The 13,450-nt window shown below is 68.5% G+C and carries 12 protein-coding genes and 1 pseudogene; 3 read left to right on the plus strand and 10 right to left on the minus strand.

All coding sequences use genetic code 11. The features are described 5' to 3' along the window. Positions 1-12 precede the first annotated feature (12 nt). The 8 genes from rng to leuS form a co-directional block, all read right to left on the minus strand. Complete coding sequence (gene rng, locus INQ40_RS09140; RefSeq protein WP_194340197.1) at positions 13-1,524, minus strand: ribonuclease G; 1,512 nt, start codon at positions 1,522-1,524, stop codon at positions 13-15. Beyond that, positions 1,521-2,129 carry a Maf family protein gene (locus INQ40_RS09145; protein WP_194340198.1) on the minus strand — a complete coding sequence of 203 codons (609 nt, stop codon included), beginning with the start codon at positions 2,127-2,129 and terminating at the stop codon, positions 1,521-1,523. The genes rng and INQ40_RS09145 overlap by 4 nt, the downstream gene beginning before the upstream one ends. 111 nt (positions 2,130-2,240) lie before the next feature. Continuing rightward, on the minus strand, positions 2,241-2,711 hold the full coding sequence (gene rlmH, locus INQ40_RS09150; RefSeq protein WP_194340199.1) for a 23S rRNA (pseudouridine(1915)-N(3))-methyltransferase RlmH: 471 nt from the start codon (positions 2,709-2,711) through the stop codon (positions 2,241-2,243). A 37-nt stretch (positions 2,712-2,748) separates the two neighbouring features. After that, positions 2,749-3,204 carry a ribosome silencing factor gene (gene rsfS / locus INQ40_RS09155; RefSeq protein WP_194033973.1) on the minus strand — a complete coding sequence of 152 codons (456 nt, stop codon included), beginning with the start codon at positions 3,202-3,204 and terminating at the stop codon, positions 2,749-2,751. Between the two features lie 29 nt (positions 3,205-3,233). After that, positions 3,234-3,914 carry a nicotinate-nucleotide adenylyltransferase gene (gene nadD / locus INQ40_RS09160; RefSeq protein ID WP_194340200.1) on the minus strand — a complete coding sequence of 227 codons (681 nt, stop codon included), beginning with the start codon at positions 3,912-3,914 and terminating at the stop codon, positions 3,234-3,236. Between the two features lie 18 nt (positions 3,915-3,932). Then, complete coding sequence (holA, locus tag INQ40_RS09165; RefSeq protein ID WP_194340201.1) at positions 3,933-4,976, minus strand: DNA polymerase III subunit delta; 1,044 nt, start codon at positions 4,974-4,976, stop codon at positions 3,933-3,935. Between the two features lie 2 nt (positions 4,977-4,978). Continuing rightward, positions 4,979-5,623: an LPS assembly lipoprotein LptE gene (gene lptE / locus INQ40_RS09170; RefSeq protein WP_194340202.1), complete on the minus strand. Its 645-nt coding sequence runs from the start codon at positions 5,621-5,623 to the stop codon at positions 4,979-4,981. A 74-nt stretch (positions 5,624-5,697) separates the two neighbouring features. Next, a complete protein-coding gene (gene leuS / locus INQ40_RS09175) occupies positions 5,698-8,472 on the minus strand; it encodes a leucine--tRNA ligase (protein ID WP_194342499.1) in 2,775 nt (924 codons plus the stop codon). Between the two features lie 439 nt (positions 8,473-8,911). Between leuS and INQ40_RS09180 the strand changes: the two are divergent. Further along, positions 8,912-9,979 (plus strand): annotated as a pseudogene (locus INQ40_RS09180) (amidohydrolase family protein). A 52-nt stretch (positions 9,980-10,031) separates the two neighbouring features. Here INQ40_RS09180 and INQ40_RS09185 read toward each other — a convergent pair. Beyond that, positions 10,032-10,235 carry a helix-turn-helix transcriptional regulator gene (locus INQ40_RS09185; RefSeq protein ID WP_228482196.1) on the minus strand — a complete coding sequence of 68 codons (204 nt, stop codon included), beginning with the start codon at positions 10,233-10,235 and terminating at the stop codon, positions 10,032-10,034. A gap of 26 nt (positions 10,236-10,261) precedes the next feature. Next, complete coding sequence (locus INQ40_RS09190; RefSeq protein ID WP_194340204.1) at positions 10,262-10,891, minus strand: hypothetical protein; 630 nt, start codon at positions 10,889-10,891, stop codon at positions 10,262-10,264. 136 nt (positions 10,892-11,027) lie between these two features. Here INQ40_RS09190 and trxA point away from each other — a divergent pair, with 136 nt between their 5' ends. Beyond that, positions 11,028-11,909, plus strand: coding sequence for a thioredoxin (gene trxA, locus INQ40_RS09195; RefSeq protein WP_194340205.1), 882 nt, complete (start codon positions 11,028-11,030; stop codon positions 11,907-11,909). A gap of 80 nt (positions 11,910-11,989) precedes the next feature. Continuing rightward, on the plus strand, positions 11,990-13,426 hold the full coding sequence (locus tag INQ40_RS09200; RefSeq protein ID WP_194340206.1) for an aldehyde dehydrogenase family protein: 1,437 nt from the start codon (positions 11,990-11,992) through the stop codon (positions 13,424-13,426). The last annotated feature ends 24 nt before the right edge of the window (positions 13,427-13,450 follow it).

Raw genomic sequence — 13,450 nt, forward strand, 5'->3', positions numbered from 1 at the left:
AGGCGGGAGGCGTCAGAGCAGGACGACATCGAACTGCTCCTGGGCGTACTGGTCATCGGCCTGGAAGCGGATCGACTTGCCGAGGAATTCCTCCAGCTCGGCGACCGCGGTCGACTCCTCATCGGTAATCCGCGCGACCACCTTGGGCGAGGCCATCACCATCAGGCGGTCGGCGTCGAACTGGCGTACCTGGCGGACGATTTCGCGGAAGATCTCGTAGGTGACCGTCTCCGGCGTCTTCAGCGTGCCGCGCCCGTTGCACTCGTGGCACGCCTCGGTGAGCTGGCGCTGCAGGCTCTCGGTGGTGCGCTTGCGCGTCATCTCCACCAGCCCCAGCGGCGAGAAGTCATACACCGTGGTCTTGGCGTGGTCCTTGGCCAGCGCCTTCTCCAGCGTGCGCAGGACCTGGCGCTTGTGCTCGGCATCGTTCATGTCGATGAAGTCGATGATGATGATCCCGCCCAGGTTGCGCAGGCGCAGCTGGCGGGCCACCGATTGGGCGGCCTCCAGGTTGGTGCGGTAAACCGTCTCCTCCAGGTTGCGCTGGCCCAGGAAGGAGCCGGTGTTGATGTCCACCGTGGTCATCGCCTCGGTCTGGTCGATCACCAGGTAGCCCCCGGATTTCAGCGGCACCTGCTTGTCGAGGGCGCGCTGGATCTCGTCCTCGACCCCGTAGAGGTCGAAGATCGGCCGCTCGCCGGCGTAGTGCTCGATCTTCTGCGCCAGCTCCGTCGTCCCGGCCGCGCCGGCGGCGCTCATGAACTGCGATGCAAACGTGCGCAGCCGCTCGAAGGTCTCGCGCGAATCCACCTTGACCTTGTCCACGTCGCGGCGGATCAGGTCGCGCACCGCGCGCAGCGGCAGGCTCAGGTCCTCATAGATGCACGCGCCCACGCGGGCGCTGGCGGAACGCTCGCCGATCAGGCTCCACACCCGCGCCAGGTAGGCCACGTCGTCGGCCAGGGCCTCCTCGGGCTGGCCTTCGGCGTTGGTGCGCACGATGTAGCCGTGGGTGTCGCCTGCGGCCGTGAGTCCACCGACGATGCCCTTGAGCCGGGCACGCTCGGCCTCATCCTCGATCCGGGCCGAGACCCCGATCACCCGCGTGTGCGGCAGCAGCACCAGGTAGCGCGAGGGAATGCTGGTCAGCGTGGTCAACCGGGCGCCCTTGCCACCGATCGGGTCCTTGACCACCTGGACGATGATCTCCTGGCCGTCGCGCAGCAATTCGCTGATCGGCCGGGTCGGCGGCGGTGGCGCGTTCGGGCCCTCCTCGCCGGTCAGCGCGGGCGCGGAGGGCCGGACGATATCGGCCGCGTGCAGGAATGCCGCGCGCTCCAGCCCGATCTCCACGAAGGCCGCCTGCATCCCGGGCATCACCCGTTGCACCTTGCCCTTGTAGACGTTGCCGACCACGCCGCGGGCCCAGCCACGCTCGATATGAAGCTCCTGCAACATGCCGTTCTCGACCACGGCCACCCGCGTCTCGCGCGGGGTGACGTTGACCAGGATTTCCTCGCTCATGGCGCCTCCGTTGCGCAGGTGGGCAGGCCGGCGGCCAACGGGCCGAGACCGAATGTCGCCAGCAGTTGCGCGCTCTGGTGCAGCGGCAATCCCATGACGCCGGAATGGCTGCCGTCGAGGCGCTCAACGAATGCCTCGGCAAGTCCCTGGATGGCATAGCCGCCGGCCTTGCCGAACGGCTCGCCGCTGTCGACGTAGGCATCGATGACGGCATCGGGCAAGCGCGCGAAGCGCACCGTGGAAACCGACACGGCCTCTTCGTGGCGCGACGCCGAGACCAGCGCGAGCGCCGAGACCACGGTGTGCGGCACGCCCGACAGCCGTCGCAGCATCGCTGCCGCCTCGGCAGTGTCGCGCGGCTTGCCGAACACGTCCTCGTCCAGAATCACCTCGGTGTCGCAACTAAGGACCAGCGCATCCGACTCGCCGGACACGCGGGCCAGGCCCGCCAGCGCCTTGTCGCGGGCGACCCGGGAGACGTAGGCCTGCGCGGTTTCGTCCGCCTGCCGCTGTTCGGGCACGTCCAGCTCGAGCACGGCAAATTCCAGCCCGAGGCGAGTCAGCAGTTCGCGTCGACGCGGAGAGCGGGAAGCAAGATAAAGCATGGGTCTCCAGGGGCGACCGGTCGCGTTTGCGAATGGCGGAAAGCATAACCCGCGGCGCCTGAGCGCCAGCCACCTTGCGCGGCCGCTGCCGGCGCCGCCGGCGGACCGCAGTCAGGCCCGATGGTAGGGGTGGTTGGCCAACATCGCCGCGGCGCGGTACAGCTGCTCGGCAGCGACCAGACGCACCAGCATGTGCGGCAGGGTCATCGGCCCCAGCGACCAGGACTCGTCGGCCCGGGCCAGCACCTCATCGGCATGCCCTTCAGGCCCGCCGATCAACAGCGCCAGGTCACGCCCCTGGCCGCGCCAATGCTCGAGGCGCTGGGCGAGTTGCTCCGAACTCCAGGGTTTGCCACGACCGTCCAGCGTCACCACCAGCGGCGAGCGCGGCAGCGCAGCGAGCACGCGGGCGCCTTCCTCGGCGGTCGCACGAGCGATGTCGCGGTTCTTGCCGCGCACGCCGGGCTCGACCTCCACCAGTTCCAGTGGCAACCAGTGGGAAACACGCTTGCGGTAGTCCTCGAAGCCCTCGGCGACCCAGCGCGGGGCGCGCTCGCCGACGGCGATGAGCCTAGCCTTCATTCTCGGGCCCTGATCGCCTGCGCGACAGGCGCCTCGACTAGAGGTCATCCTCGGCGTCGGTTTCCAGCTCGCCGGAACCGATCCCGGGCTCGCCGTATTCGTCCACCGACGCCGGCGGCTGGTCGCCCACGGTCCACAGGCGCTCAAGTGCATAGAACTCGCGCACCCGCGGCAGCATGATGTGGACAACGACGTCGCCCAGGTCGACCAGGACCCACTCGGCCTCGCGCTCGCCCTCCACGCCCAGCGGCATGATGTCCAGCTTCTTGGCGAACTTGACCACCTCGTCGGCGATCGACTTCACGTGGCGCGAGGACGTGCCCGAGGCCACCACCATGTAGTCGGTGACGCTGCTCTTGCCGCGCACGTCGATTTCCACCGGATCCTTGGCCTTCAGTTCCGCGATGGCGCTGCGCACGGTGTCCAGCAGTTCGTCGACGCTGGGCGGCGGGCTCGGGAGACGGGTCTTGATGACTTGGGCTTCGGTGGACATGCAGGCTCTGGGGTTGGGTGCGGCAGTGATTATAGCGAAGCCGGGCTGCCGGGCCGCTTCACATACAGCCGATGCTGAACGATGTACTCCGCCACCGGCGCCGGAACCAGCTCCCGCCACGGTTCGCCGGCGGCGATGCGCTCGCGGATGCCGGTGGCCGATCCGGGGTGCAGGCGGTTGGGCAGGCACAGCACACGACCGGCCGGTGCCGACTCCAGGTCTGCCACGGCGTCCGTCCAGCGACCGTCCAGCATGGCCAGCAAAGGTGCGGAAAGATGCCGGTCGAGGTCGACCCCGGGACGGGCGGCGACGACAAAATGGGTCAGGTCGAACAGCGCTCGCCACTCTTTCCACTGCGACAACCCGGCCAGGCTGTCGGCGCCGATCAGCAGGGCGACCGGCGCCTCCATGCCGTACTCGGCGCGTATGCCGCGCAGCGTATCGACCGAATAGGACGGCGTGTCACGCAGCAACTCGCGTCTATCGACCAGCAGGTCTCGCTCACCCGCCACGGCCAGGTCCAGCATCCGCGCACGGTGCTCCGCGCTGGCCCCCGGCGCGGCGCGATGCGGCGGATCCGCCGCCGGCATCAGGCGGATCGCAGCGCTCAGGTGATCACGCGCGTTGCGTGCAATGTGCAGGTGGCCGCAATGGACGGGGTCGAAGGTGCCGCCGTAGAACACCCGCAAAGCCGGGCCGGCCCGATTCAACGCCGGGTTCCGCCGTGCTCAGGCATCCACGTGGACCAGCAAGCGGACCGCAGCCGGATCGGCGACCGCCAGCAGGACCCGCTCCAGCATCAGCCACGGGTCGCCGGGCTCACGCCCCTTGGCCATCCGGTCGACCGCCCCGATGCGCGAGACGAAAGCGTCCCAGCGCGCCGGCGGATGGCGCTGCAGGGCGCGCTGGTACATCGGCTGCTTGGAATCCCAGACACGCTGCGCCTTGAACTCCGCCGAGAGGTTGCCGCCGCGGGCCTTGATCCGCGACAGCGCGGCGGTCCGCTGCAGTTCGATCACGACCATTCCCAGCAAAGCGGGGACCGCCTCGCCTTCGGCGCGCAGGCCGGCGAGCATCCGCGAGACCTGCAGCGGCTGGCCGTTCATCGCCGCGTCGATCAGGCGGAACACGTCGTAACGCGCCGCATCAGCGACCAGCGACTCCATCCGCGCCAGGTCCAGGCTGCCGCCGTCGGCGAGCAGCGCCAGCTTGTCGATCTCCTGCGCGGCGGCCAGCAGGTTGCCGTCGATGCGCTCCACGAGGCGTTGCACGGCATCGGCGTCGGCACGCACGCCGCGCGAGCGCAGCCGCTGCTCGACCCAGCCGGGAAGTTCGTGCGGCTTGATCGGCCAGGCGATCGCGATTTTGCCGATGCCCTCGATCGCCGCGCTCCACTTGCCGGCGTGCTTGCGACTCCATTCACCGGCGGTGACCAGCAGCACCACGTCGGCCGGCGGAGCGGCGCAGAACCGGCAGATCAGCTCGCCTCCGATCTTTCCCGGCTTGCCGGTGGGAAGACGCAGCTCCAGCAGACGACGACTGGAAAACAGGCCAGGCGAACCAAAGCTGGCCGCCATCGCATCCCAGTCCGGCTCGCGACTGCCTTCGCTGTCGAAGACTTCGCGCTCCGTGATGCCCTGTGCGCGGGCGGCGGCGCGTACCGCGTCGGCGGCCTCCAGCACCCGCAGCGGCTCGGCGCCGGCGATCAGGTAGGCCGGCGCCAGGGTTCCCGATCCGAGCTGGGCGGCCAGCTGTTCGGGTTTGAGCTCCATGCTCAGGGTTGGGAGCCGGGCGTCGGCTCGGTTCCGTCATCGGTGGGAACCGGCGGCGGTGGGGGCGGCGGCGGCATCGCTTCGGCGGCGTCCATCGCGGCCCTGGCGGCGTCGGTGGTGTGCTGGAACACCTCGGAGGCATCCTGGGACGCGGTGTCCACGCTGCCGGCGGCGTCGATCCGGCGCAGGATCGAGGCGGCCATCTCGCGCTGCAGTTCGCGCACCAGGATCTCGCGCTCGCCTTCGGTGCCGATCGAATTGTTCGGCACCGAAATGTAGTCGCGCGAGAGTTCGATGTTCTGCTGCGGCACCAGCACGGTGCCGTCGCCGTTGCGCATCTCGAACACCACCGCGTAGCGCAGGCTGAACTCCTGCGCACGGCCGCGGGCATCGACGCTCAACGGGGTATCGCCCCAGCGCTCGGCCTTGATCTCCAGCACCGCCGGGTTGCGTTCCGCCGCGCTTGCCGGGGTCGCGCCGGCGCGCGTGAGCGACTGTTGCAGACGATCGGCCAGCGGGCTGTAGCGGCTCTTGGAGACCACCTTGACCGGATCAAGGTCGGCCGGCAGCGTCAGTGCATCACGCAACTGGAAACCACAGGCGGACACGGTCAGCACGAGGGCGAGAGGCAGCAGGCGTCGGATCATCGAGGCAGTCTGAAGGAGGCGGATGGGTGCAGCAAGCATAAAGCGCGGCTGCTCACTGGCGTGGAAGGCAGGGTTCAGCCGGCGACGATGTTGACGATCTTGCCCGGCACCACGATCACCTTGCGCACCGTGAGGCCGGACAGGAAGTGCGCCACGTGCGGCTCGGCCAGGGCCATCTTCTCCACCTCGGCGTTGTCCATGCCGACCGGCGCCTCGATCTTGCCGCGCAGCTTGCCGTTGACCTGCACCGCCATGACCACCGCATCGCGCACCAGCGCGGCCTCGTCGACCTGCGGGAACGGCACGTCTTCCAGCAGCGTCTCGGCATGGCCCAGCGCCTGCCACAGCGCATGGCTGGTGTGCGGGGTCACCGGGTTGAGCAGCAGCACCATCGCCTGAAGCGCCTCGTGGCGCACCGCCCGGCCCTGGTCGCTCATGTCCTTGAACTTGCTGACGTGGTTGAGCAGTTCCATCAGCGCGGCGATCGCGGTGTTGAAGGCGTGGCGCCGGCCGTAGTCGTCGCCTACCTTGGCGATGGTCTGGTGCAGCTGGCGGCGCATCGTCTTCTGGCCGGCGTCGAGCGCGGCCGGGTCCACCGGCGGGTGGTCGGGCTGGGATGCGTGGGTGACCACCTCGCGCCAAAACCGGCGCAGGAACCGCGCCATGCCTTCCACGCCGGCCTCGTTCCACTCCAGCGACAGCTCGGGCGGCGCGGCGAACATCGAGAACAGGCGCACGGTGTCGGCGCCGTACCGATCGACCATGGTGCGCGGATCAACGCCGTTGTTCTTGGACTTGGACATCTTCTCGATGCCGCCGATCACCACCGGCTGGCCGTCGGCCTTCAGCGTCGCGCCGGTGATGCGGCCGCGCTCGTCACGGACGATTTCCACCTCGGCCGGATTGATCCAGTCGCGCGAACCGTTCTCGCCTTCGCGGTAGAAGGTCTCGGCGATCACCATGCCCTGGGTCAGCAGGTTGGTTGCCGGCTCGTTGCTGTCCACCAGCCCCTGGTCGCGCAGCAGACGGTGGTAGAAACGGAAATACAGCAGGTGCAGGATCGCGTGCTCGACGCCGCCGATGTACTGGTCCACGGGCAGCCAGTGGTTGGCGCGTGCATCGACCTGTCCGGTCGCGCCGGGCGAGGTGTAGCGCGCGTAGTACCAGCTGGACTCCATGAAGGTGTCGAAGGTGTCGGTCTCGCGCTCGGCAGCGCCGCCGCAGCCCGGGCAGGTCGTCTGGCGCCACTGCGGATCGGCCTTGATCGGCGAGGCGGTGCCCATGAACTCGACATCCTCGGGCAGCACGACCGGCAACTGGTCCTCCGGCACCGGCACTGCGCCGCAGGCCTCGCAATAGATCACCGGGATCGGGCAGCCCCAGTAGCGCTGGCGGCTGACGCCCCAGTCGCGCAGGCGGAAATTGACCCGGCGCGCGCCGCGACCCTCCGCTTCCAGCCGTGCGGCCAGTGCATCGAAGGCCTGCTGGAAGTCCATGCCGTCGTACTCGCCGGAGTTCACCAGCCAGCCGCGGTCGGTGTAGGCGCCCTGCTCGGCGATACCCTGCTCGAAGTCGCTGACCACCTGCACTGCCGCGCCGGTGTCATAGGCGTCGGTCGAGCCCTGCGTCCCCAGTGCGCTGGCCATAGGATCGGCGTGCCGGCCCAGGTCCTGGCCGATCTCGCGCACGGCATCGCGTACCGAATCGGGCACGACCACCATCCTGATCGGCAACTGGTAGCGACGGGCGAACTCCCAGTCCCGCTGGTCGTGGCCGGGCACCGCCATCACGGCGCCGGTGCCGTAGCTCATCAGCACGAAATTGGCGACGAACACCGGCAGCTCTTCGCCGCTGATGGGGTGGATCGCGCGCAGGCCGGTGTCCATCCCGCGCTTTTCCTGGGTCTCCAGTTCCGCCTCGGTCGCCCCGCCCTTGCGCAGGTCGGCGACGAAGTCGGCCAGGCCGTTGTCGCTGGCGGCGGCATGCGCGGCCAGCGGATGCTCGGCGGCGATGGAGAGAAAGGTCACCCCCATCAGGGTGTCCGGGCGGGTGGTGTAGACGGTCAGCGGATCGAGCTCTGCACCCACGGCATCGCGCACGGCGAAGGTGATGTCCAGGCCCTCGCTGCGCCCGATCCAGTTGCGCTGCATGGTTTTGACCGCGTCCGGCCAACCCGGCAGGTGGTCCAGGCCGTCCAGCAATTCCTGGGCGTAGTCGGTGATCTTCAGGAACCATTGCGGGATCTCGCGCTTTTCCACCATCGCGCCGGTGCGCCAGCCGCGGCCGTCGATCACCTGCTCGTTGGCTAGCACGGTCTGGTCGACCGGATCCCAGTTGACCACCGAGTTCTTGCGGTACGCCAGGCCCTGCTTCATCAGGCGCACGAACATGCGCTGCTCGTGCACGTAGTAGGACGGCTCGCAGGTGGCGAATTCGCGCGACCAGTCAATGGCGTAGCCCATCTGCCGCAGCTGCGCCTTCATGTGGCCGATGTTGGCGTAGGTCCACTGTGCCGGCGCGGTGTGGTGCTTGATCGCCGCGTTCTCCGCCGGCAGGCCGAACGCGTCCCAGCCCATCGGCTGCAGCACGTTGTGCCCGGTCATGCGCTTGTAGCGGCTGATGACGTCGCTGATGGTGTAGTTGCGCACGTGGCCCATGTGCAGCGCGCCGGAGGGATACGGCAGCATCGACAGGCAATAGAACTTGGGCTTGGCCGAGCTCTCGTCGACCTCGAACGCGCGGGTCTCGTCCCAGTAGCGCTGGGCCGCCGTCTCCAGCGCGTGCGGCTCGAAACCGGACCCGCCGGCGCTGCCGGGGTCATTGCTGCGGGGGTCGGCGGAGGCTTCGATGGGCACGGGCGTGGAACCGGAGACAGATGGACCGGAAAGCCTAACCCAGCGCCTCCCTTGCCGCCATGCGGGTGGGTCCGGAGACCGTCCGCGACGCTCCGCGAACCCGGTTTGCACCGGTACTTTCGCGCCACGCGCGTGGCTCGTGCACGTGCTTCAATCGATCCCACCCTCGCCACCGGATACCGCCGTGCCGACTCGCCTCTCCTGCGCCCTGCTTGCCCTTGCCGTGCTGCCCGTCGCCGCGCTGCCAGCCACCGCGCTTGCCGCCGACGGCGCCAGCGCCCTGCGTTGCGGAAAACTGTTCGACAGCCGCGCCGGCAAGGTTCTCGGCCCGCACACGGTGCTGGTGCGCGATGGCCGCGTGGAGCGGATCGTCAGCGGCGGCAATGCCAGCGTCGCCGGCGCCACCAACGTCGATCTCTCCGGCCACACCTGCATGCCCGGCTGGACCGACCTGCACGTGCACCTGGGCAGCCAGTCCAGCCCGGAAAGCTACTCGGAAGGCTTCCGCCTGGACGACATCGACTACGCGTTCCGCGCGGTCGGCTACGCACGACAGACGCTACTCGCCGGCTTCACCAGCGTGCGCGACCTCGGCGGCGAGGTGGCGCCGCACCTGCGCGATGCGATCAACCAGGGACTGGTCGACGGCCCGCGGATCTGGGCGGCCGGCAAGTCGATTGCCACCACCGGCGGCCACGCCGACCCCACCAACGGCTACAACTCCGCGCTGTCGCACCTGATCGGCCCGCCCGGACCGACCCAGGGCGTCATCAATTCGGTCGACGATGCCCGACAGGCCGTGCGGCAGCGGTACAAGGACGGCAGCGACGTGATCAAGATCACTGCCACCGGTGGCGTCTTGTCGTACGCCAAATCCGGTGACGCGCCGCAGTTCCGCGTCGACGAGATCCAGTCCATCGTCGATACCGCCAGGGACTACGGCTACCGCGTCGCCGCGCACGCGCACGGCGAGGAAGGCATGCGCCGCGCGGTCGAGGCCGGCGTGACCAGCATCGAGCACGGCACCTAAATGAGCGACGAGGTGATGGCGCTGATGAAGCGCAAGGGCACCTGGTACATCCCGACCATCTATGCGGGCCGCTTCGTGGCCGACAAGGCGAAGATCGACGGCTACTTTCCGGCCGTCGTCCGGCCAAAGGCTGAGAAGATCGGCGCGCTGATCCAGGCGACCGCCGGCAAGGCCTACCGGTCCGGCGTGAAAATGGCCTTCGGCACCGACATGGGCGTCGGTCCGCACGGCGACAACGCGCGCGAGTTCGTCTACCTCACCGAAGCCGGCGTGCCGGCCGCGGTGGCCCTGCAGATGGCCACCATCCGCGCCGCCGAGGTGCTCGGCGTCGACGACCAGGGCGTGATCGACAGCGGCAAGCGCGCCGACATCATCGCCGTGCAGGGCGACCCGGTCGAAGACATCAACCGGGTGCTGGATGTCCGCTTCGTGATGAAGGACGGGGTGATCTACAAGCAACCGGACGCCTAGCCCGGTCGCCCAGCAAAGCTGCTACCGAGTCGGATAGCGCGCTAAGCGTTGCTCATGGGGTACGCGGCCACTGGAAAACCTCGTCGATGCCAACCTCGAACGCGTGGGCGATCCGGAACGCGAGTTCCAGCGACGGCGCGTACTTCCCCGCCTCCAGCGCGATGATCGTCTGCCGGGTCACGCCGCACGCTTCGGCCAAGGCCTGCTGGGTCATCTCGCCATGGGCAAACCGCAACGCGCGGATGGAATTTTGGATGGGCGTTGATGCCATGCCGTCGCGCCTCAGTGCCGGTCGCGCCAGTAGTAGACGGCCGTCCCGAGGTATTCGAGCAGGCAGCTGAGCATGAGTCCAAGGATCAACAGGTTGGCGATCACCAGGTGACTGGCCCACTGCAGACGGTCCTGAGGCGACAGTCCAAGTACCCCGGCTACACCGACACAAAACGCGACCAGCCCAAAACGCCCCCAACCCGCAGCCTTGGCCGCGATTTCGCGGTCGCGCTCGTCTTCCGTCACCGCCTCGCTCCAGCGCTTGGCCAAGACCCCGCGCAGCACGCTCCAGGCGATCAGCAACGCGACCAGATTGCGCACGACCCGGCCCGTAACGGGATCGTTCCAGACGGTTGCCGCCCTGAAGGCGTCAACGTTCGAGACCAGATAGGCAACCGCGGCGGCCATGAAGACGGTGCCGATCCACGCGTTCCACTCGCCCGGCGAGGCGGCCTCGGCGACCGCGTCCCGCGGCAGGCGGCTGACGGCGAACAGCGAGACCCACGCGGTGGTGATCAGCAGCACCATGCCGACGTGGCCGGTATCCAGCCCCAGCAGTGAATCCGGGCTGGCGAGCAACAACCACAAGGCAAACATCGCCGACACCAGCAAGCCGAGACCGCTCCAACGATTCACGATCATGGTGTCTTCTCCACCGGACTAAATGTACGTTACAAGTTACATCGAATCCACCGGATGTCAACTACGCTTTACATCCGGTTGGAATCCGCTGCGCCGCCACCATCTAGGCCTTTGAACTTCATCTGCGAGTAGCCCGATGCCTGCACTGCCCGACGCCCTGCCCGCCCGCCACGTTTTCAATGCCACCACCGCCGGCTTTGAAACCGATGTCCTGCAGAAGTCCATGCAGACGCCGGTTCTGGTCGACTTCTGGGCGCCTTGGTGCGAGCCGTGCAAGCAGCTGGGCCCGGTGCTGGAGAAGCTCGCCGCCGAGTATCACGGCAGTTTCCAGCTGGCCAAGGTCGAGGTCGACCAGGAACCGCAGCTGGCCGAAGCCTTCCAGGTCCGCTCCATTCCGACCGTGTTCCTGGTCAAGGACGGCCAGATCGCCGACGGCTTCCCTGGCGTGCTGCCGGAGGGACAGATCCGCGAATTCCTCAAGCAGCACGGTGTGGAACCGGCCCAAGCCCCTGCGGCGGTCGACGACGCCGCGGCGCCGGTCCCCGTCGACCCCCAGACCGAGGTCGCGCGCCTGCGCACCGCCGTGGCCGAGGCGCCCGACAATGCCGAGCTGCGGCTGGACCTCGCGCTCGCCCTGCTCAAGACCGACCAGGCCGACGAGGCCACCGGCCTGCTGGAAGGGCTGCCGGCCAACCTGGCGACCGACGATCGCACCGTCCATGCGCGCGCCCGCCTCGCCTTCCTTGCACTGGCCAGTACCGCGCCGAGCCTCGAAGAGCTGCAGCAATCGATCGCCACGGATCCCGATGACCTGCGCGCCCGCCACCTGCTGGGCGCCCGACACATCGTGGCCGGCAATCCGGAGGCGGCGATGGAGCAGTTCATCGAGATGCTGTCGCGTGACCGCAACTTCGACGGCGGCCTGCCCCGTACGGCGCTGATCGATGCCTTCCGCATTACCGACGACACCGCGCTGGTCGGTCGCTACCGCCGGCGGATGTCGTCGCTGCTGTTCTAAGGCGACGCGCTAAGGCGACGCGCCACCGCACGACCGCGCCTTAACCGGGCATGGGCAATGCTGCAGGACTGGAGGTGCCCATGCCCACGCTGAAAAAGTCCTATCCGTACTACCTCGCCGGCAAGCCGGTTGCAGCCAACACCGATCTGGTGGTGCTGAACAAATACAGCGGCAAACCGGCCACCCGGGTTGCGCTCGCCGATGCCGAGGCCATCGAGCAGGCCATCGACGCGGCCTGCAAGGCGCGAGAGGCCATGGCCGCGTTCCCGCCCGATGCGCGCCGCGACGTGCTTGCGCACTGCGTGAAACGGTTCCAGGAGCGCGAGGAGGAACTCGCGCAGGTGCTGTGCATCGAGGCCGGCAAACCCATCCGCGATGCGCGCGGTGAAGTCACCCGCCTGATCGAGACCTTCCGCGTTGCCGCCGAGGAAGCCACCCGCATCGGCGGCGAGGTGATCGAATTGCAGCTCTCCGAGCGCACCCGCGGCTATCGCGGCATGAGCAGGCAGGTGCCGGTCGGGGTGTGCAGCTTCATCACACCGTTCAATTTTCCGCTCAACCTCGTCGCCCACAAGGTCGCCCCGGCGATCGCGGCCGGCTGCCCGTTCGTGCTCAAACCGACCGCCAAGACGCCGATCGGCGCGCTGATCATCGCCGAGGTCCTGGCGGAGACCGATCTGCCGCCGGGCGCGTTCTCGGTCATGCCCTGCTCCAACAAGGACGCCGCGCCGCTGGTCGAGGACGACCGGATCGCCCTGCTCAGCTTCACCGGCGGCCTCATCGGCTGGGACATGAAGGCCCGCGCGGGCCGCAAGAAGGTGGTGCTGGAGCTGGGTGGCAACGCCGCCTGCATCGTCGACGCGGAACCGGGCCGCGACCTGGACTTCATCGTCGAGCGGCTCGTGTCGGGCGCCTATTACCAGTCCGGCCAGAGCTGCATCAGCGTGCAGCGCATCCACGCCCATGCCTCGATCTACGAGGCGCTGCGCAAGAAACTGAAGGCCGCCATCGCCAAGCTGCCAGCCGGCGACCCCAGCGACGAGAAGACCTTCATCGGACCGATGATCGACGAGGAGGCGGCCAAGCGGGTGGAGGACTGGATCGCCGCCGCACGCAAGGCGGGGGCTAAAAAGATCGTTGGCGGACCGCGCGAGGGCAACCTGCTGCCGGCTTGGCTGCTCGAAGACGTGCCGCGCGATGCCGACCTGTACCGCCGCGAGGCGTTCGGGCCGGTCGCGCTGATGGAGCCCTTCGAGGACTTCGAAGACGCGCTGGACGCGGTCAATCACAGCGATTTCGGCCTGCAGGCCGGCGTGTTCACCGGCCGGCTGGACCACGCGATGCGCGCCTGGGACCGGCTGGAGGTCGGCGGCGTGATCGTCGGCGACATCCCCAGCTTCCGCGTCGACAACATGCCCTACGGCGGCGTCAAACAGTCCGGCCTCGGCCGCGAGGGCGTGCGCTACGCGATCCAGGACATGACCGAAACCCGGCTGCTGGTGATCCGCGATTCCTGAGCGCTCCGGCGCAGTCAACCGGCC

Origin of the sequence: Lysobacter sp. H21R4, assembly GCF_015277535.1 — a bacterium.
GTDB classification, from domain to species: domain Bacteria; phylum Pseudomonadota; class Gammaproteobacteria; order Xanthomonadales; family Xanthomonadaceae; genus Novilysobacter; species Novilysobacter ciconiae.